Annotated in this window: 15 protein-coding genes; 8 read left to right on the top strand and 7 right to left on the bottom strand. The window is 62.3% G+C overall.

What is annotated here, in order from left to right; all coding sequences use genetic code 11:
• Nucleotides 1-9 precede the first annotated feature (9 nt).
• From ASE60_RS04430 to ASE60_RS04440, 3 genes are all read right to left on the bottom strand, one after another.
• Entirely contained in the window at nucleotides 10-1,113 is a 1,104-nt protein-coding gene (locus tag ASE60_RS04430) for a glycosyltransferase family 2 protein (RefSeq protein WP_057248534.1), read from the bottom strand.
• Between the two features lie 15 nt (nucleotides 1,114-1,128).
• Entirely contained in the window at nucleotides 1,129-2,328 is a 1,200-nt protein-coding gene (locus ASE60_RS04435) for an acyltransferase (protein ID WP_057248535.1), read from the bottom strand.
• A gap of 327 nt (nucleotides 2,329-2,655) precedes the next feature.
• Entirely contained in the window at nucleotides 2,656-3,465 is an 810-nt protein-coding gene (locus ASE60_RS04440) for a MerR family transcriptional regulator (protein WP_057248536.1), read from the bottom strand.
• Between the two features lie 227 nt (nucleotides 3,466-3,692).
• Between ASE60_RS04440 and ASE60_RS04445 the strand changes: the two genes are divergently transcribed.
• Both ASE60_RS04445 and ASE60_RS04450 read left to right on the top strand, forming a co-directional pair.
• Entirely contained in the window at nucleotides 3,693-4,961 is a 1,269-nt protein-coding gene (locus tag ASE60_RS04445; RefSeq protein ID WP_057248537.1) for a 4-aminobutyrate--2-oxoglutarate transaminase, read from the top strand.
• A gap of 221 nt (nucleotides 4,962-5,182) precedes the next feature.
• Entirely contained in the window at nucleotides 5,183-6,658 is a 1,476-nt protein-coding gene (locus ASE60_RS04450; RefSeq protein ID WP_057248538.1) for an NAD-dependent succinate-semialdehyde dehydrogenase, read from the top strand.
• 31 nt (nucleotides 6,659-6,689) lie between these two features.
• On the opposite strand, the gene fabI is transcribed toward ASE60_RS04450, so the two are convergent.
• The 4 genes from fabI to ASE60_RS04470 are packed head-to-tail and all read right to left on the bottom strand — an operon-like array spanning nucleotide 6,690 to nucleotide 11,871.
• Complete coding sequence (gene fabI / locus ASE60_RS04455) at nucleotides 6,690-7,472, bottom strand: enoyl-ACP reductase FabI (RefSeq protein ID WP_057248539.1); 783 nt, start codon at nucleotides 7,470-7,472, stop codon at nucleotides 6,690-6,692.
• Nucleotides 7,473-7,489: 17 nt separating this feature from the next.
• Entirely contained in the window at nucleotides 7,490-8,674 is a 1,185-nt protein-coding gene (locus ASE60_RS04460; RefSeq protein WP_057248540.1) for an acetate/propionate family kinase, read from the bottom strand.
• A 2-nt stretch (nucleotides 8,675-8,676) separates the two neighbouring features.
• A complete protein-coding gene (locus tag ASE60_RS04465) occupies nucleotides 8,677-9,633 on the bottom strand; it encodes a phosphate acetyltransferase (protein ID WP_057248541.1) in 957 nt (318 codons plus the stop codon).
• Nucleotides 9,634-9,651: 18 nt separating this feature from the next.
• Nucleotides 9,652-11,871, bottom strand: a complete 2,220-nt coding sequence (locus ASE60_RS04470; RefSeq protein ID WP_057248542.1) for a DUF3141 domain-containing protein — start codon at nucleotides 11,869-11,871, stop codon at nucleotides 9,652-9,654.
• Between the two features lie 362 nt (nucleotides 11,872-12,233).
• Here ASE60_RS04470 and htpG point away from each other — a divergent pair, with 362 nt between their 5' ends.
• The 6 genes from htpG to ASE60_RS04510 all read left to right on the top strand — a co-directional run bounded on the left by htpG (nucleotide 12,234) and on the right by ASE60_RS04510 (nucleotide 20,280).
• Nucleotides 12,234-14,123 carry a molecular chaperone HtpG gene (gene htpG / locus ASE60_RS04475; RefSeq protein WP_057248543.1) on the top strand — a complete coding sequence of 630 codons (1,890 nt, stop codon included), beginning with the start codon at nucleotides 12,234-12,236 and terminating at the stop codon, nucleotides 14,121-14,123.
• A 186-nt stretch (nucleotides 14,124-14,309) separates the two neighbouring features.
• Nucleotides 14,310-15,256 (top strand): IS630 family transposase gene (locus ASE60_RS33405; RefSeq protein ID WP_156414573.1). Its coding sequence is split into 2 segments (ribosomal slippage): nucleotides 14,310-14,658 and nucleotides 14,658-15,256, totalling 948 coding nucleotides; the frame shifts between segments, so codons are not numbered across the junction.
• A gap of 542 nt (nucleotides 15,257-15,798) precedes the next feature.
• Nucleotides 15,799-15,957, top strand: a complete 159-nt coding sequence (locus ASE60_RS36170; RefSeq protein ID WP_348272218.1) for a zincin-like metallopeptidase domain-containing protein — start codon at nucleotides 15,799-15,801, stop codon at nucleotides 15,955-15,957.
• Between the two features lie 41 nt (nucleotides 15,958-15,998).
• On the top strand, nucleotides 15,999-16,301 hold the full coding sequence (locus ASE60_RS04500; RefSeq protein WP_057248547.1) for a HigA family addiction module antitoxin: 303 nt from the start codon (nucleotides 15,999-16,001) through the stop codon (nucleotides 16,299-16,301).
• On the top strand, nucleotides 16,298-19,513 hold the full coding sequence (locus ASE60_RS04505) for a helicase-related protein (RefSeq protein WP_057248548.1): 3,216 nt from the start codon (nucleotides 16,298-16,300) through the stop codon (nucleotides 19,511-19,513). Before ASE60_RS04500 ends, ASE60_RS04505 begins: the two co-directional genes overlap by 4 nt.
• Nucleotides 19,510-20,280, top strand: a complete 771-nt coding sequence (locus ASE60_RS04510) for a DUF4391 domain-containing protein (protein ID WP_057248549.1) — start codon at nucleotides 19,510-19,512, stop codon at nucleotides 20,278-20,280. Before ASE60_RS04505 ends, ASE60_RS04510 begins: the two co-directional genes overlap by 4 nt.
• Nucleotide 20,281: the final 1 nt, after the last annotated feature.

The raw sequence follows: 20,281 nt of genomic DNA on the forward strand, positions 1-20,281 counted from the left end.
ACGGTCATGCTAGCGCATCCCTTGCTGCGGAAGGACGCTCGTCGCAGGCACGGATTGCAGATACCGCGACACAGCATCCAGCCGGCTTGAAGCAGCCAACGTCATGCGGCTGCACCATGGCACTCGAGCGCCGGCGATTAGGCCATATCGTTCCCGGCGACGGATGAGCCCCCATTTTCTCGTCTGCGTCAAAAACTCGTGGGTGAGTTCCGGCCGCCGCTCGTCGCTGACGAGCTGATAGAGAAAATAGAAGAAATTCAGCGCGCCCGCCTCGTATCCGGCGCGGGTTTCCGCAGGAAGCGCCGAGACCCTGGCCTCAAGCGAGAGAATACACGCAGCGGCACGCCCTATCGTTTCCGACGTCACTGCGAGGCCGATATCATTCAAGGCAGAGGGACCGTCGCAAAGCTCTTCGCGTTCGAGATTTTCGCCGACGATCTGCAAATGCGTGCGGCGCATCTGGCGCTTATGCGTGTTCGTAACGCTGTTGCCGTGAATGCGGTAAGCGATCAGCGCCTCGTCGATCATCACGGCCGGAAAACGCTCGGCAACCCTTCGGAAGAGATCGAAATCCTCCGCATGCACGTAATGCGCATCATAGGTCAGCATATCCTGCGGGATGACGCGCCTGTTGAAGACGACGGTCGAGTGGATGAAGATCGTGAAGAACTTCGACAGCGCCCGCAGGCTCGCCGGCTGATAGATCGGGTTGGGCGTGCCGCGGATGATACGGTCGCCAAGCAGCGTGTCGATACCCGAGCCGCACAGCGCAAGCTCCGGCTGCCGCTGGAACAGCGACACCTGGCGTGACAGTCGCGAGGGATAGGAAATATCGTCCGCGTCCATTCTGGCAATGAGGTCGCCCTTCGCCAGCGTGAGGCCTTCGTTCAAGGTCGCGATCAGACCGCGATTTTCGCGCGAGACGATGGTGATGCGGTCGTCCGCCTGCTGATAGCGTCGCATGATTTCCAGCGAACGATCGCGCGAACCGTCGTCGATAGCGATGATCTCCAGCCGTCGATAATCCTGCTTCAGAATGCTCTCAAGCGCCGCAGCCAGATAGGGCTCGGCGTTGTAGACGGGCAGCAGGACGGAAACCAACGGAACGGTCATGGGCATTCTCGAACGTTATTGCAGATCTGAAGCATGGAGCGCATTTTCCCTGCCAGCGGCGTCCGTGCGATAGGTCGGCTGCGGCCGCTCACCCTTTTTCCCCTGCAGCCAGTTGACAGAGCTTCCGGCATTTGGGGCCGATCTACTCCGCCGGCCGCCCGCGCGAAGGTAGGGGAAGTACCGTTTCAGGGCGTTGAGCGGTTTCTCGAAGGCGAGCCAGGAGACGGCCGCGACGACCAAAGTGGCGGAACCGGCAACGAGCAAACGCCCGAAGCCCTGTTCGGAAACATTGACCGGTATCCACGCCTGCGCCTTGACGACCAGCGCCAACACGACCGGATGAAACAGGTAGACGCCATAACTGACGCGCCCGAGCGCCGTCAGCGGCGGGAGTTCGAGCAGCCTGCCGAAATCGTTGCGGAACCCGGCGGAGGCGCTGCCCACCAACATTGCAAGCGGAACCAGGGGCGAAACTTCAAGGCCGATCCACACCAGCCAATCGGGCACCGGCCCCATTGCAGTCGAGCGCGCCCAAAGGAGGACGAGCGACAGGATGGAAAGCGGCAGCCAGCTGGCCGCCATCCATCGCGGCCAGGCTGTGACATGCGATCGGTGGACGGCCAGGAGGGCACCCGCCGCCAGCGCATCCATCGAGGCCGGCGGCAGCAGATCGCGCGCGAGCGAGGGGGCGCCTGTCAGCGGCCAATAGAAGCGGTAGGCCAGCGAACAGGCAATCACACCGACACAAAGCCGCCCGAGCAGACGGCGCGGCGTCAGCAGAACGAGAAGCGGCCAGACGATATAGAACTGCTCTTCTATGCTGAGACTCCAGGTGTGGCAGAGCACCCACGGTGTCCACGCGTCCTTGACCGCGTACCAGAAGTTCGAGAGGTAAAGCGCGTGCCAGACCCAGCCTTCCCTGGCGCCCTCCAGGTTGAACAGCCACAGGACGCCCAGCATGCCGAAATAGGGTGGGAAGATACGCAAGGCGCGACGCGCGTAGAAGGATCTGAGAGCCGTCGCCGGTTCGAACTGAGCGGCGGAACGGGCGTCGAGCAATAGCCGCGTGATCAGAAAGCCGCTGAGAATGAAGAACAGCCGCACACCGATGTGTCCCCAATGGGAATCGTCCGCGGCAAAAAAATGCGCGTACAGAACCATGGAAACGGCAGCGGCCCGCAACCCGTCCAACTGACGGTCGCGCGTATTCAACATTGAACATCCCCTCGGAGTTCCGACCCTTGCGGGCCCTGTTCCTTGTGGAGCCAACTCTCTGGTCAGCTACGATTTTTGCCGCAAGGTTGCCATTTGCTTCAAGAGAAGCGTGAAAGGTCTGATCGGTCGCACGACGCATTGAAGGCGGCCCCTAAAACTCTAGGGTCGAATAGGGCCAAACTTTGACCGCTGGAATGGCGGCAGCGCGCCGAGCTCGCCTGCGGGCGGTCGACCGTGACGACCGAGGCGCCGGTCACCGCCGCCGGGCCGAGGCCGCAAGCCCTTGTATTGTTTCAGAAACGAAAGCGCCTCAAGTCGGCCGGGGCCTTAGAATGTCGGTGGCGTATTGACCCAAAGAAGGACGGTTTCACCGTCGTGCCGGTTCGTCCAGGCATGGCGCCTCTTGCTCTCGAAATAGAGCGAGTCGCCGACGCCGAGGTCGTAGAACTGGTCGCTGTCGAGGATGAACTCAACCCGGCCCGAGAGAACATAGACGAACTCCTCGCCCTCGTGCCGGTAGGCGCCCTCGCTGGAAGCCCCCGGTTCCAGCACGAAGCGGTGGCAATCCATCTGGTTGCGGCCGTCGGCCAGCAGTTGCACGGTGACGCCGGGCGTCGTGCGCGGCCAGGTCCGCCATTCGCCGGCTCGCACCACGGCCCGCGCATCCGCTTCCTCCTCGCCGGAGAGGCTGGAAACGGTGGTTCCGAAGTATTCCGCGATGTTGTGCAGGACGGCCACCGAGACACCCTGCGAGGTGCGTTCCAGCGTCGAGAGCACCGATGCGGCGATGCCGATGTCGCCGGCAACCTGCTCGAGCGTCTTTCCTGCCGCGTGCCGCAAGCTTCTGAGCTTGCGGCCGACCTGATTGTCGCCGCCCTCGCCCGCGCTCGAAACAGCGTCGTCCCCGGCACCTTCCGCCTCAAGCGCCTCGCGGATCGCGGCCGGGTTCAGCCCACGTTCGACGCGGAACCAGGCGATGCGCTTCAGCCGGGCAAGATCGCCCTCCGTATATTGCCGATGTCCCGTCGGCGAGCGCTCGGGCACGACCAACCCTTGCGTCTCCCATAACCTCAGAGTCGAAGCGGAGACCCCCGCCAGACGCGCCGCCTCGGCAACCTTGTAGCGCACAGCGCCCATTCCAACTTCCCTTTACCGCCCGCCGGCGCTGCACGAATCCGTGCAGTTCAGACGTGTCCGCAACCTTACCCGTCACGATTGAGATCTGACAAGGACGCCGCATCAGCGCCCGTGTTGTCTCGATCACCAAATTTGATTTGCAATCGACTGTGAAAGGTGTACCACTTCCAGAATAAACTTGCAGAAAAAATGCAATATATTAGCTCCAGACGTGACAGGAACGCGCCATGACCAGCCTCACCGACCGCAAGAACGCCGCCATCTCCCGCGGCGTCGGCATGACCACCCAGATCTACGCCGATCGCGCGGAAAACTCGGAGATCTGGGACAAGGAAGGCAATCGCTACATCGACTTCGCCTCCGGCATTGCGGTCGTCAACACGGGCCATCGTCACCCCAAGGTCATTGAGGCGGTCAAGGCGCAGATCGATCGCTTCACCCATACCTGCCATCAGGTCGTGCCTTACGAATCCTACGTGCACCTCGCCGAGCGCCTGAACGCGCTGACGCCCGGTAACTTCGCCAAGAAGACGATCTTCGTCACCACCGGTGCCGAAGCTGTCGAAAATGCCGTCAAGATCGCGCGCGCCTCGACCGGTCGCCAGGCGGTCATCGCCTTTTCCGGCGGCTTCCATGGCCGCACCTTCATGGGCATGGCACTGACCGGCAAGGTCGTTCCCTATAAGGTCGGCTTCGGCGCGATGCCGGGCGACGTCTTCCACGCCCCCTTCCCGATCGAACTGCACGGCATTACTACCGAACAGTCGCTCGCAGCACTCAAGAAGCTCTTTGCCGCCGATGTCGATCCGGGCCGTGTCGCCGCGATCATCCTGGAGCCGGTGCAGGGCGAAGGTGGTTTCTACCCCGCGCCCGCCGCTTTCATGAAGGCGCTGCGCGAAATCTGCGACCAGCATGGCATCCTTCTGATCGCCGACGAGGTCCAGACCGGCTTTGCCCGCACCGGCAAGATGTTCGCCATGGACCATCACGACGTTGCGCCTGACCTCATCACCATGGCCAAGAGCCTTGCCGGCGGCTTCCCGCTCGCCGCCGTCACCGGCCGCGCCGAAGTCATGGATGCGCCGGCCCCCGGCGGCCTTGGCGGCACCTATGGCGGCAACCCGCTAGGTATCGCCGCCGCCCATGCGGTGCTCGATGTCATCGCCGAAGAGAAGCTGTGCGAACGCGCCGAGCAGCTCGGCGGCCGGCTCAAGCAGCGCCTTGCCGCCATCCGCGAACAGGCACCCGAGATCGTCGACATCCGCGGCCCCGGCTTCATGAATGCCGTCGAGTTCAACGACGTGAAGACCAACCTGCCGAGCGCCGACTTCGCCAACAAGGTTCGCCTGATCGCGCTGGAAAAGGGACTGATCCTCTTGACCTGCGGCGTGCATGGCAACGTCATTCGCTTCCTGGCGCCGATCACCATCCAGGACGAAGTCTTCGCCGAAGCGCTCGACATTCTCGAAGCGTCGATCCTCGCGGCGCGTGGTTGACGCCCGACCAGGCGACCGCTAACGCGGTTGCCCGGTGCATAATTCCTCAAATCGGGATCGACTTGAGGACAAAATTATGCAGCAATTCAAAGTGCTACAGCGACTTAGCGCGTCTATTCAGACGCGTGAAGCTCGGGTGCCGACGTCGATCGGCACCCGCAATAACAAGCAAAAGCGGGTCTGCCGCCTCCCGGCGGACCATCGCCGGAGGATGCCCGCCAATGACCTTGACCCCCGCCTTGACCAAGCACCTGCGCGCCGCCGAACTGTTCGCGCCGCTACACACCATTGCACATGCCGCCGCAGGCTGGACCGGCGCAACCTTCGACGTTTTCAACCCCTCGACCGGTGAGCTGCTGGCGACCCTTCCGGAGATGGGGATCGAAGAGGCGCATGGGGCGATCGAAGCCGCGGCAAAGGCGCAGGTTCTCTGGGCGGCAAAACCCGCCAAGGACAGAAGCGCGGTGCTCCGGCGCTGGCATGACCTGATCGTGGAACATGCCGACGATCTCGCCGCGATCCTGACCGCCGAGATGGGCAAGCCGATTGCGGAATCGAAGGGCGAGGTGCTGCACGCCGCGGCCTATGTCGAATGGTACGCGGAAGAGGCGAAGCGCATCTATGGCGAGACCTTCCCGGCACCGGCCAACGACCGCCGCATGCTTGTCATCAAGCAACCGGTTGGTGTCGTCGGCACCATCACGCCGTGGAACTTCCCGGCTTCGATGGTCGCCCGCAAGATCTCGCCGGCCCTTGCCGCCGGCTGCACCATCGTCTTGAAGCCCGCCGAGCAGACCCCGCTCGTTGCCGGCGCCATGTTCGTGCTCGCCGAAAAGGCCGGTTTCCCTACGGGCGTCGTCAACCTGCTCTATGCCTCGGAAGGTGCCGCGATCGGCCGCGAGCTCTGCAGCAACCCGAAGGTGCGCAAGATCAGCTTCACAGGCTCGACCGAGGTCGGGCGGCTTTTGATGCGGCAATGCTCCGACCAGATCAAGAAGGTCAGCCTGGAGCTTGGCGGCAACGCCCCTTTCATCGTCTTCGACGACGCCGACATCGACGAGGCTGTGGACGGCGCCATCCAGGCGAAATTCCGCAATGCCGGCCAGACCTGCGTCTCGGCCAACCGCATCTATGTGCAGTCCGGCGTGCATGACGCCTTTGCCGAGAAATTTGTCAGCCGAGTTGCCGAGCTCACCGTCGGCGACGGCTTCACCCCGGGCATCACCATCGGCCCGATGATCGACAAGCATGCGATCGAGAAGATCGAGGCCCATGTCACCGACGCCGTTTCCAAGGGTGCCAAGGTGCGCGCTGGCGGCCACAGAATCGGCGCGTCAGGCACCTTCTTCGAGCCGACCGTCCTGACCGGCATCTCGACCGACATGCGGGTCGCGCAGGAAGAAACCTTCGGCCCGATCGCTCCGATCATCCGCTTCGAGACGGCCGAGCAGGTGATCGCCGAAGCCAACGACACGATCTATGGGCTTGCCGCCTATTTCTACGCCGAGAACCTGAAGCGGGTCTGGCACGTGGCCGAGGCGCTGGAATACGGCATGGTCGGCATCAACACCGGCCGCATGTCCTCGGAAGCCGCGCCCTTCGGCGGCATTAAGCAATCGGGCATCGGCCGCGAAGGCTCCCGCCACGGCCTCGAAGACTATCTCGAGATGAAATATCTCTGCATGGGCAACATCTGACCCGTGCAGGCACCGGCCGGTCAGCCAGCAGCTAGTCGATGATGTGGTAGCCACCGTCGACATAGAGCACTTGGCCCGTTATCAGCCGGGCGGCGTCATGCGCCAGAAAGGCCGTCGCAACGCCGACATCGTCGATATCGACGAGTTCGCGCGACGGCGACTTGACCTTCGTCTTTTCGAGCAGCGCGTCGAATTCCGGGATACCGGAAGCGGCGCGCGTCGCAAGCGCCCCCGGCGAGATCGCGTGGACGCGGATGCCCTTGGGGCCGAGCTCGGCTGCCAGATAGCGGACCGCACTTTCAAGCGCCGCCTTGGCCACACCCATGATGTTGTAGTTTTCTACCACCACCTGTGAGCCGTGATAGGTCATGGTAAAGAGCGTGCCGCCATTCTTCATCAGCGGCTCGGCCAGATGCGCCATGCGGATGAATGACCAGCAGGAGATGTCCATGGTCTTGAGGAACCCCTCGCGCGGCACGTCGACCACGCGGCCGCCGAGCGTATCCTTCGGCGAAAAGGCGATCGAGTGCACGAGGAAATCGAGCTCCCCCCAGGTCTTGTCGATCTCCTCGAACACGGCTTCCATCTGGCCCGGAACGGCCACGAGCGGCAAGAACAGCGGCGCTTCGATTTCACGCGCCAACGGTTCCACATAGGGCTTTGCCTTGTCGTTCAGATAGGTGACGGCCACTTCCGCCCCGAAGGCGCGAAAGGCGCGGGCGCAGCCCCAGGCGATCGACCGATCGTTGGCAATGCCAACGATCAGACCTTTGCGGCCATCCAGAAGTTTGGCCTTGGCGACAGGAATGGACATGGATTGTCTCCGATGGATCAGGCTGCACGAGTTCGAAGGAGCGCCAGCGTGTGGCGCGCGATCATCAGTTCCTCGTCGGTTGGGATGACGTAGAGCGCGACGCGGCTTGAAGGCGTGGAGATCAGCGTGGCACCCGCCTCGTTCGCGGCCGGATCGAGTTCCGCGCCGAGCCAGGTGAGGTTGTCCGCGATGCGGGCACGGATCTGAGCGGAGTTCTCGCCGACGCCCGCCGTGAAGACGAAAGCGTCGATGCCGCCGAGCGCGGCCGCAAGCATCCCGGCATTGAGCCCGCTGCGATAGAGGAAGTGATCGATCGCGAGTTTGGCATGCGGGTCCTCGCTTGCGAGAAGATCGCGCATATCGTTCGACACACCGGAGAGCCCCTTCAGACCTGCCTCATGATAGAGCAGATCCGAAACGGCCTGGGCACTCATGCCGCGCTGGAGGATCAGGTAAAGCACGACGCCCGGATCGAGCTGGCCAGGCCGCGTTCCCATCGGCAAGCCGTCGAGCGCGGTGAAGCCCATGGTGCTCTCGATGCTGTGGCCGTTGTTGAGGGCGCACATCGAGGCGCCACTGCCGAGATGCGCAACGATGACACGGCCACCCGCCACCTCCGGCGCCACGTCGCGCAGGCGCTCCGAAATGTATTCGTAGGAGAGGCCGTGAAAGCCATAGCGCCGAACGCCTTCGTCATAGAAGCTGCGCGGCATGGCGTAGCAGTTCACCTCTTTCGGGTGGCCGTGATGGAAGGCGGTATCGAAACAGGCGACCTGCGGCACATCCGGATTGATCGCCATGGCCTGGCGGATCGGCGCGAGGTTGTTGGGCTGGTGCAGCGGCGCGAGATCTTGGTAACTCGCCAGACGATCCAGCACTGTCGCGTCGATGAGCACCGGCTCGGCATAGTCGGGCCCGCCATGCACCACCCGGTGGCCAACCGCACGCAGGGTGAAGCCCTGAAGGGTCAACAGCCAGTCCCGCGCCGCCGCGATGGCCGCCGGCAAATCGGAGACGACGTCGGCTTCGTAGTTTCGATCGATCAGCACAGTTCCGTCGGCCGCCTTCGCCTGAAGGCGCGGACGCGTGCCGATGCCCCCGATCTGCCCCTTCACCCGGCGTTCTAGACCGGCATCCGTGATCCCGAAAACCTGAAACTTCAGGCTGGACGATCCGGCGTTGACGACGAGGAGCGCGTCCATGGCTACACCGCCGCGACTTGCGTCGCCCGCCGCCGCGCCGCGTAGAGCGAGGCCACGGCACAGGAGGCAAGACGCGTGCGCACGGAGTCCGCCCGCGACGTCAGCACGATCGGCACGCGGGCGCCAAGGACGATGCCGGCGGCGTCGGCATGGGACAGGAAGGTGAGATTCTTCGCCAGCATATTGCCGGCCTCAAGATCGGGTACCACCAGGATCTGCGCCCGGCCGGCAACGGGAGACTTTATGCCCTTGATATGTGCTGCCTCCGGGTCGATCGCATTGTCGAAGGCAAGCGGGCCTTCGAGCAGGCCGCCGGTGATCTGGCCGCGCTCGGCCATCTTGCAAAGTGCTGCCGCCTCGATCGTCGATGGGATCTTCGTCGTCACGGTCTCGACAGCCGAAAGAATGGCGACGCGCGGCTCGCCAAGACCGATCGTGACCCAAAGATCGATGGCGTTCTGCACGATGTCGCGCTTGGCCTCGAGATCCGGGAAGATGTTGATGGCAGCATCGGTGATGAACAGCGTCTCGGCATGGCCCGGCACATCCATGATGAAGACATGGCTGATCCGCCGATCGGTCCTGAGTCCCGTTGCGGAGGCAGCAACCTCGCGCATCAGCTCGTCCGTATGCAGGCTGCCCTTCATCAGCAGTTCGCCGAGGCCCTCGCGGATCATCGCCACCGCTTTCGCCGCCGCCGCATGGCTGTGCGGCACGTCGACGATCTCGTAGCTACCGAGGTCGAGCCGGTGTTCGGCAGCGACGCTGCGGATCTTCGTTTCCGGGCCGACGAGCACGGGCTTGATCAGTCCCGTCTCGGCCGCCTCAAGTGCGCCACGCAGCGAGGTTTCGTCGCAAGGGTGCGCGACGATGGTGACCGCCGGCGTTTCGTCTCGCGCGGTGGCAATCAGCAGATCGTATTTGGACTGCTCAAGCGGCAGTGCGGTTGCCTCGGACATGTCGAAGCTCCTTCTCGATCAGGATGCGGCACGATTGCGGACGGCCTTGCCAGCATTAATCGCCACCGGAGGCTCGCTGTCCAGCCGGAACATCGCCGCCACCCGTTGCAGCCGCTCGGCCGCAAGACCCGTCAGCGCGCCGGAGGCATCGAGGACCTCGCGAAGAGCAGTGAAGGCGGCGCGACGCTCCTCGATCGCTTCGGGCAGCAGATTTGGAAGCGCCGCAAGGGCAGCATCCTCGTCGATCAGCAGCATGAAATACTGCTCCCGAAGCACTGCTTTGAATGTGGCGAGATCCAGTTGCTTGGCATCCGGGTGAGCGCGTCGAAGTCGCCGAACCGCCTCAAAGCCGCGTTCGTCGGCACCGCCTCGCGCCATGCCGACGAAGATCAGCGCTCGGGCGAGACCTTCGCAAGTGCCACCCTCCGCCATCCTGGCCCTAAGGTCTGCGATCCGCGCGTCAACAAGTTCCTGATGCAGCAGGCTCTTTGCTGCCTTGCGCGGAGCATGGGCGGCATCCACACCGAGTGCCGCCTGAAGAGCCGGGGCGCCGTAAACTGTGTGGAAGGTTTGCTCGGACACGTACTCCGTCATCCGTCGCCAGGCATCCAGGCCGTCCACCACCTGCTGCGACAGCGCCTCCTGCCACGCAATGAACGGATTGTTTAAAGCCGCAGGTTCGCGGTTTTGTCGCACTTGTTCTGCAAGAGCCGCCGTCCAGGCCATGAAGGGATTGTCCGGGCCGAACAGTGCATACTGCAGGCGCAGGGGATGCATGCTGCGCATGGCTTCGGCCACAGGCGGAGTCACCGCCGCCTTCACCGCCGGCTGCAGATAGGTGCGGTAGAGCGCCAGATTGACTTCCGACAGTTTCGCCGCGGCAGCGAAACGCCGCTCATCCTCGATATCGTTGCCGCCAAGCGCACGGATGTCCTCCAACGTCCGCGCCTCACAACGCATCAGCCATTCACCAGAGAGAAGTTCGCGTCCCTCGTCCACACCGGCTGCCGGCGTCAGCACGGCCTCATACAGGCCGGGCGGCAACACGTCGATCAGGTCGATGTTGGACGCGAATTCGTCATGCTCCTTCCGCGCGACCCCGGCGGACACGAAGATGCCGAGATGTCCGACGGTCTCGTGGATGGTATAGACGATCGTTTGGCCGTAGGCGCGGATCTCGTCGACGCTGTCGTAAAGATCGAGGATCCAGTCGAGCGCCTGCTGCGGCGGGGTGATGTTATCCCCTTTCGAGCAGAATACGACGATCGGCGAACGGATGTTGCGCAGATCGATCGCCGTGCCATCGGACGTTCGGATTTCGCCGGCCGCAAGCTTGTTGCCGACGAACAGCTCATCGACGATGAACTGCATTTCCTCGGCATTCAGCGTCACGTGCCCGCCCCACCAGCGCTCGAAGCCGAGGTAGCGGGCGGCCTCCGTGTCGATCTTCGAATAGAGATTGTATTGTTTGGTCCAAAGCGTGTTGGCCGGGTTCTGGTTCTCGAAATTCTGAACCAGCCAGGCGCCGTCGAAGACGCCGGCGCCTAGATCGCCGGTCAGCGCCGTCAGCCAGCTGCCGCCGAGGAGCCCGCCGGAATAGCGCATCGGGTTTTGCCCTTTGACGCCGGCCCAGTAGGAAAGCGGTGCTCCAGCAATGATAATCGGACCAAAGAGTTCCGGCCTGAGCGCAGCAACGATCATCACGGCCCAGCCCGCCTGGCAATTGCCGATCACGCAGGGCTTGCCGTCAGCATCCGGATGGCGAGCGATGACGGTTTCGAGGAACATGGCCTCGGCAAGAGCAATATCCTCGATCGTCTGCCCGGGGACCGGATCAGGAAGGAAGCCGATGAAATAGCAGGGATGGCCGGCCTTCATCGCCACGCCGATCTCGCTGTCTGCCTTGAAACCACCGATGCCAGGCCCGTGACCCGCACGGGGATCGACAACGACGAAGGGGCGCTTCGACGGATCGATCGCGACCCCGTCGGGAGGAACGATGCTCACCAGTGCATAGTTCACCGGCCGCGCGAGTGTGCGTCCGTCGCGGACAAGCTGAGCCTCGAACTCCAGCACGTTCGGAGCGGTCTGCGTCCGGTGCTCCTCATATTGCGCACCGCGCTGCCGCATCACGTCAAGAAAAAGGACCGAGCGCTGCCAGGCATCGAGCGAATAGGAATAGGCATCGGCGAATGTCGGTATTGTCGGTATTGTCGGGATGGTGGAATGCTTGGGCATAATGTCCACTCCTCGGTGCGATTGAAGGCCGGCCCCGCTGCTTGAAGCCTATAGAACAATGCAATTCGTCTCGCATTGACTTTAGTCAAAGAGACGGGTGGCAGAGCCGCGGTATGAACTCGACATAGGTGACCCAAGAACGTCTGCTCAGGTCGCAGGAGCATAACAGTGGAGTGTTACGGCGATTTGTCGTCGTAGCGAACCGTCGCCTTGGACCCCGTGGAAGGAGCATACGTGGGCCAGTTTTCAGCGTTCGTTCGCAGTGCAGCATCATACAGAAATGGGTACCACGCAAGACGACCCTTGAAATTCTGGACGCAGCTTGCCAATTGGGGCGCAAAGCACAAGGAGTTGCCAAGGCGATGAGCGAAACCGAAATGTCCGTAGAGAAACATGTCTTCGAAGCCGATGTGGCGCGATTGCTCCATTTGATGGTGCATTCGGTCTATTCCGACAAGAACGTCTTCCTCCGCGAACTGATTTCGAACGCCGCGGACGCCTGCGAAAAGCTGCGCTACGAAGCGATCGTCTCGCCTGAGCTTCTTGCCGGAGACCCCACCCCGCGCATCACGCTGACGCTCGATGAGGAAAACAGCCGTCTCGTCGTCGACGACAACGGCATCGGCATGAGCCGTGATGAACTGGTCGAAGCGCTCGGCACGATCGCCCGCTCGGGCACGCGGGCCTTCATGGAGCGCATCGAGGCCGCCCAGGGCAAGGAAGGCGCACAGCTTATCGGTCAGTTCGGCGTCGGCTTCTATTCCGCCTTCATGGTCGCCGACAAGGTCGATGTCGTGTCGCGCCGCGCCGGTTCCGAACACGCCTGGCTGTGGTCTTCCGACGGCAAGGGCAGCTACACCGTTGCTGCCGCCGAACTCGCCGATGCCCCCGCGCGCGGCACGCGCATCACGCTCCATCTGATGGAGGATGCTAAGACCTACACCTCGCGCTGGACGGTCGAGCGCATCGTCAAGGATCAGTCCGGCCATGTGCCGGTGCCGATCTCGGTCGTCGAGAAGCCCGGGGCCGAGCCGGTTTCCGTCGGCGACGGCACCGCCCTCTGGACCAAGCAGAAGAGCGAGATCAGCAAGGAAGAGTACACCGACTTCTATCGTGGCGTCGCCGGGCAGTATGACGATCCGGCCCTCACGGTGCATTTCCGCGCCGAAGGCCGTCACGAATATACCGCACTTGCCTTCGTGCCCGGCTCGAAGCCCTTCGACCTCTTCGACCCGGACCGCAAGGGCCGGATGAAGCTCTACGTCAAACGCGTCTTCATCACCGACGAGGCGGAATTGCTGCCGCGCTACCTACGCTTCGTGCGCGGCCTCGTCGACACCTCGGACCTGCCGCTCAACGTCTCGCGCGAAATGATCCAGGAAAGCCCGCTGCTCGCGAGTATCCGCAAGGGTGTCACCAACCGCGTGCTGACAGCAATCGAGAAGCTGGCGGAAAGCGAGCCGGAGACCTTCGACAAAGTTTGGGAAAACTTCGGCAGCGTGCTGAAGGAAGGCATCTACGAGGACTACGAGCGCCGCGAACAACTGATCGCTCTGTCACGCTTCCGTACCACCACCTCGGATGAGGGCCAGCGCAGCCTCGCCGACTACGTCAAGGACATGAAGGAAGGCCAGTCGGCGATCTATTATCTGACGGGCGACAATCTCGGCCAGCTCAAGGCCTCGCCGCAGCTCGAAGGTTTCCGCGCCCGCGGCATCGAAGTGCTGCTCTTGACCGATCCGGTCGATAGCTTCTGGGTGACCTCGGCTCCGGACTTCGACGGCAAGCCGCTGAAGTCGATCACCCAAGGGGCGGCTGATCTCAGCAATATCGCCAAGTCTGAAGGCGACAAGGAAGAAGCGCCGAAGGCCAGCCAGCTGGTCATCGATTTCGTTGCCTTCGCCAAGGAAACACTCGGCGCGGCGGTCTCCGATGTTCGCACGTCCGACCGGCTGACGGAAAGCGCCGTCTGCCTGGTCGCGCCGGAGCACGGTCCCGATCGCCAGCTCGAAAAGATGCTGCAAGGCGCCGGCCGTCTCGACGATGCGGCCAAGCCGATCCTCGAAGTCAACCCGAACCACGCACTGATCGCCGCGATGGCTGCCAGCCCCGCCGGCGATATCGCGTTCCGGACTGACGCCGTACAACTCCTGCTCGACCAGGCGCGCGTGCTCGATGGCGACAAGCCGCAGGATCCGCGCGCTTTTGCCGAACGGCTGTCGCGCGTCTTCAACCGCGCACTCAAGGCCTAAAACGAAAAGCCCCGGAAATCTCCAGGATTTCCGGGGCTTTTTGCTATTTTCTCAGGTGGTGTCTTAACAAGCGCCTTCGGGGCGTCACCTTACGTTAGAGCGTTTCCCTGACTGATTGAATCATTTGGGCTTTGCAAATCAGATGGGTTCTGATTCAAACTTTCTGCCGATGGAGGTCGGCAGATAATGTCGAAAGCCCTTTCCGTTGATCTTCGCGCACGTGTTCTTGCCGCCGTCTCAGCCGGAGCGTCGCACCGGGAGGCTGCCGAGCGCTTTGGCGTCAGTGCGGCCAGCGTGAGCCGGTGGCGAAACCTGCAAGTCCGTCAGGGCCATGTTCGACCGGGTCCGCTGGGTGGAGACCGTCATTCGTACAAAACCGAAGCCAACGCCGACGCGATCATGTCGTGGCTTGAGGAACACCGGGACGGCACCTTGTTCGAACTTCGTGATGCCCTTGCAGCTCAGGGCATCGCCATCAGCAAGTCGGCGCTGCACCGTTTCCTTGTCCGGCACAATCAGACGCGCAAAAAAAGACTGGCCACGCGATAGAGCAAGCACGCCCAGACGTCTTGGAACTCCGTCAGCGGTGGTTCGACGAGCAACTTGATCTTGATCCGTCGCGGCTCGTGTTCATCGACGAAACATGGACCGCGACCAACATGGCCCGCACTCATGGAAGATGCACCAGAGGTGAGCGGCTGCGGATGGGTTTCCCGCATGGCCATCGCAAGACGACGACGCTTGTCGCCGGTCTACGAAACACCGGAATGGTCGCGCCTTTGGTCATCGACGGTSCGATCAATGGCGAGTGGTTCGAGGCCTATGTCGCTCAGGTCCTGGTCCCGACATTGAAACCCGGTGACGTCGTGATCCTCGACAATCTTTCCAGCCACAAACGGCCAGCAGCAAGAGCGTTAATCGAAGCGGCGGGCGCAACGATGGTGTTCCTGCCGCCCTACAGTCCCGACTTCAACCCCATCGAAAAGGCCTTCTCCAAGCTCAAGGCACATCTGAGGAAGGCGGCTGAGCGGACCGTGTCTGGTCTGTGGGACATGATTGGCAAGCTCGTCCATCTCGTCGCGCCAAAAGAATGCAGAAACTACTTCAACTCATGCGGATACGATCCAGCATGAAAGGGAAATGCTCTAGNCATGATTGGCAAGCTCGTCCATCTCGTCGCGCCAAAAGAATGCAGAAACTACTTCAACTCATGCGGATACGATCCAGCATGAAAGGGAAATGCTCTAGTGATCGCGAGTGTCGCAGGCCGACATGGCCGGCGCTCTCACCGGCGGGCGCTGCCCGCGTTTTCAGAAGAGGGGGGTCTGCGGCCCCACGGGCGTCAAGGCTTTCATCCTCCGCTACTCTGCGGACGCAGCCGGGGCGAACCCCGCCTTTCGGTCGCGGCGCTTCAGGACGAGGCGACCGGCGAGGACGTGGACAGTGAGATTCCCTTTATCAGCGCCGAGCAGGTGGACCGGTTGCCCGCGCATTTCTACGCCGTGCAAGAGCCTGCCCTTGATCCTGTCGCCCGTATCGCACGGGTCGAGACTTTCTTTGCATTCGTCGGAGCCCATCAGGGAGGGAGGCATCAGGCTTTCTACAGCATGACAGAAGACCGCTCCGCGAACCGGAAGCCTACTACGCCACCCTTGCGCACGAACTGACCCACTGGATGCGGTACCCCAAGCGCCTCGACCGCGATTTTGGCCGCGAGAGGTTCGGCGATGAAGGCTATGCCATTGAGGAACTTGTCTCTGAGCTGGGCGCGGCCTTTGTCTGCGCCGCTATTGCATTTACGATTGACGTAAATCGTCAAGGTTGTTTATCCTAAAACGACGATTCGTGGTTTGCTACGACATTGCGAGGTGACACATGCCCCGGTCTGCCGTTCATCCCGGAGAAATTCTTGCCAAGGAATTGGCCGAACTGAATATATCGCCCACCGAGTTATCACGTCTGATTGATGTTCCTCCCAACCGCGTGACGCAGATTATTCACGGACGCCGCAATATCACCGGTGACACGGCTCTGCGGCTCGGTCACTGGTTCGGTAATAATCCAGAGTTTTGGCTCCATCTCCAGAGCGCCTACGACATTCGAGTTGCAGAGGAGAAGGCCGGGAAAGAGATTGCGCAACTTCCGGTGCGCCAGCTAGAAGGCAAGGGCGAAGCATGAAATTACTGCGCAACACCGGCAATGAGCGCGTCATCGACCGGCTCCGCGACTGGCTTGCTTCCGGCGCATCCGTTGATCTGATGTCGCCAGACTTTTCGCTTCACGCTTTTGCCGAGACGCGCGAGATGCTGGCGAAGCCTGGGCGCGTCCGGCTGCTTCTTGGCGAGCAGGACTCCTTGACCCAGTCGCTTTTCGGCGGCCCCGCCGACATTGCCTATCGCAGCAAGCTCCAGGGGCGATGGCTTGCCAGAGTCGCCAATGACTGGATCAAGAACCACGCTGAAATCCGCCACGCCGCGGCGGCCCCGCCGCAATCGATGATCGTTGTCAACGGCGAGATGGTCGGACGCGCCGTGCTCGGCACATGCGCCTTCACCACCGAGGGACTCGGCATCACGCCCGGCGACCAGCTCGGACTGGTGCAGGCGACCGACACCGACGAAGAAGCCGCGGCCTTTGCCGACTGGTTCCAGGTCAATTGGGAGGCCCTGAAGCGGCAGGCCGCGACCGGCGAGCAGCTCACATGCTTCCTTGCGGAAGCGGCATCCCAACGCCCGCCGTCCTTGCTGTATTTCAAGTTCCTGTTCGAGCTGTTCAAGGACTTGGGCGACGAGCTGGACGAGGAGCGCATCGTCAAGTCCGCTACCGGCATCCGCAACACGACTGTTTGGAAGAAGCTTTTCAAGTTCCAGCGCGACGGCGTCGTCGGCGCGATCGACAAGCTCGAACGCATTGGCGGCTGCATCATCGCCGACAGCGTCGGTCTCGGCAAAACTTTCGAGGCGCTGGCAGTCATCAAATATTACGAGCTGCGCAACGACCGCGTTCTGGTGCTCTGCCCAAAGCGCCTGCGCGACAACTGGACGCTCTACAAGGCCAATGACAAACGCAACATCCTTGCCGGCGACCGTTTTAACTACGACGTCCTGAACCATACGGACCTGTCGCGCGAAGGCGGGTTGTCAGGCGACATCGACTTGTCCCACGTCAACTGGGGCAACTACGACCTCGTCGTGATCGACGAGTCGCATAATTTCCGGAACAAGGCGACGCACAAAGATCGCGACACCCGCTACGACCACCTGATGAAGCGGATCATCAAGGCGGGCGTGAAAACCAAGGTGCTGATGCTGTCCGCGACCCCGGTCAATAATCGCCTCGCTGACCTCAAGAACCAGATCGCCTTCATGACTGAGGGCAACGACCTCGCCCTGTTCGATCACGGCATCGCCAGCATCGAGGCAACGATCCGCAAGGCCCAGGGGCAGTTTAACCGCTGGCTCGATCTTCCCGAAAACGAGCGTCGACCGTCGCGTCTCATGGACATGCTGGGCTTTGACTACTTTAAACTGCTCGATCTGCTGACCATCGCCCGGTCGCGCAAGCATGTGCAGCGTTACTACGGCACCGCCGAAACAGGTCAGTTTCCCGACCGGCTCCCGCCGGTCAATATCAAGGCGGACGTGGACCTGGCCGGAGAGTTCCGGCCCATCCGCGAGATCAACAATGAAATCAGGCGCCTCACGCTCGGCGCCTATGCTCCGCTGCGTTACGTTCTACCGCACAAGCAGGCCGCCTACGACGAGAAGTACAGCACCAAGATTCGTGGCGGCGAGAGTTACTTCCGGCAGGTCGACCGCGAGGAAAGCCTGATCCACCTGCTGCGGGTCAACCTCCTCAAGCGCATGGAAAGCTCGGTTGCGTCCTTCGCGCTCACGATCAAGCGTCAGCTGGACGACGTAAACGCTCTCCTCGCCAAGATCGACGCCCATGACGAGTCCGTTGATGAAATGGAAATCGACGGTGTCGATATCGACGATCCGTCCTTCGAGGCGCTGCTGGTCGGCCGTAAGGTCAAGGTGCTGTTGCAGGACGTCGATCGCGTCCGCTGGCGGCAGGATCTAATCGAGGACCGCAACCGGCTGGCGACCCTGTTGTCGGCGGCGAGCGCCGTCACCGCCGACCGTGACGCCAAGCTCGCCGCGCTGAAACAGCTCATCGCCAAGAAGCTGAATGAGCCGATCAACACGGGAAACCGCAAGATTCTGCTGTTTACAGCCTTTGCCGATACCGCCGATTATCTGTATCGGGAACTTGCGTCCTGGGCGCGATCCAGCCTCGGCATTCACGCCGCCGTTGTGACCGGGACAGGGGCCAACAAGGCGACGCTCTCCGCCCTCCGTTCGGACATGAGTTCGATCCTCAGCGCTTTTTCGCCGCGTTCCAAGGAACGACCGGCGGAGATGGCGGCGGAAGGGGAAATCGACCTTCTGATCGCCACCGATTGCATTTCCGAAGGCCAGAACCTTCAGGACTGCGACTTCCTCATCAATTACGACATTCACTGGAATCCGGTTCGTATCATCCAACGGTTCGGCCGCGTCGACCGTATCGGTTCCACCAACACCCGCATCCAGCTGGTGAATTTCTGGCCCAACATGGAGCTGGACGAATACCTCGATCTCGAATCTCGCGTCAGCGGGCGCATGGTGCTGCTCGACGTGTCCGCCACCGGTGAGGAGAACGTCATCGAGTTCCAGGCCGGCAACCAGATGAACGATCTGGAGTACCGCCGCGCCCAGTTGCAGAAATTGCAGGACGCGGTGATCGACCTCGAAGACCTGTCGAGCGGCGTGTCCATCGCGGATTTGACCCTCAACGATTTCCGGATCGATCTGGCGGGATACTTGAAGGAAAACAGGGAGCGGCTCGAAGCCTTGCCGCCCGGCACCTACGCGGTCGTCCCGGCTCTTGAAAATCATTCTGCCACCCCCGAAAACGCGATCCCGCCCGGCGCGATCTTCTGCCTGCGGGCGATCGGCGACGCGGCGCAGCGCGCGGCGGAGCCGGGCTATCCGCTGAGCCCGCACTTCGTCGTGCATGTTGGCGACGAAGGCGAGGTGCTGCTGCCCTATAACCAGGCCAAGCAGGTGCTCGACCGGCTCAAGAAGCTCAGCATCGGCCGTGATCTTCCCGACGCCGGAGCTTGCGCGCGCTTCGACAAGGTGACGCGGTTTGGCCGCGACATGGAATCCTATCAGAAGCTTCTGTCGCGGGCCGTTGCTTCCATAGCGGGCAAGAGCGAGGAGCGCGCCGTCGCCAGCCTGTTTTCGCCCGGCGGCACACACGCCCTGAAAGGCGAGTTCGCCGGTATCAACGATTTCGAGGTGGTGGCCTTCCTCGTCATCCTGCCGGAAACGGAGGCGGCATGACGGCCGACGGAAGCATTTGCGCCATCATCGATGCGCTCGGGCTGCCGCCCGGAGCGCGGGTCGATGCTCGTGTGCCGAAGAAACTGCTGGTCGAGCAAGGCGCGCCGACATCCGCCGATAAACGTGCCATTCAGGACGGGATCGACGAGCTGCAATGGTTTGCCGCCTGCAAGCCTGCGACGATCGCCGTCCCGGCCTTCACCGATGAAGCGCGGGAATATCTGGAAATCGCCGTTGTCGCTTGTGCCTTTCGCGCAAGCGCGAAAGCGGCTCGGCTGATCGAGTTGATCCACCGCGCCGTCCCGTATCCCGTCATGCTCATTACCACAGATGAAAGCGGCGCCACGGTGTCGGCGGCGCACAAGCGCCGGGCGCTGAATGAGACCGGTCGCACTGTCATCGACCAGGTGGTCGCCGCGACAGGCCTGCGTCTGGGAGCGGAAGACACCGCCGAGGCCGCCTTCCTGCAAAGCCTGCCGCTGGCGCAGCAGCCGCGATCCGATCTGTATGCACTATATGCGGGCTGGATCGCTCGCATAGAGGCGCTGAATGCGGCCCGCCTGACGGGCGCGTTCGCCGCGACAGACGATGCCATTGCGATTGACCGCCGCCGCGCTGCGCTCGACGCCCATGCGCGGCTGGCCAAGGAAATCGACACCCTGCGCGGCAGGGCGAAGCGTGAAAAGCAGCTGGGCCGCCGCGTGGACTTAAACCTGGAGATTCAGCGCCGCGAAGCTGAACTCGCCAGCTACAAGCAACGCCTTTGAC

Origin of the sequence: Ensifer sp. Root278 (assembly GCF_001429285.1) — a bacterium.
Taxonomy (GTDB): Bacteria; Pseudomonadota; Alphaproteobacteria; order Rhizobiales; family Rhizobiaceae; genus Ensifer.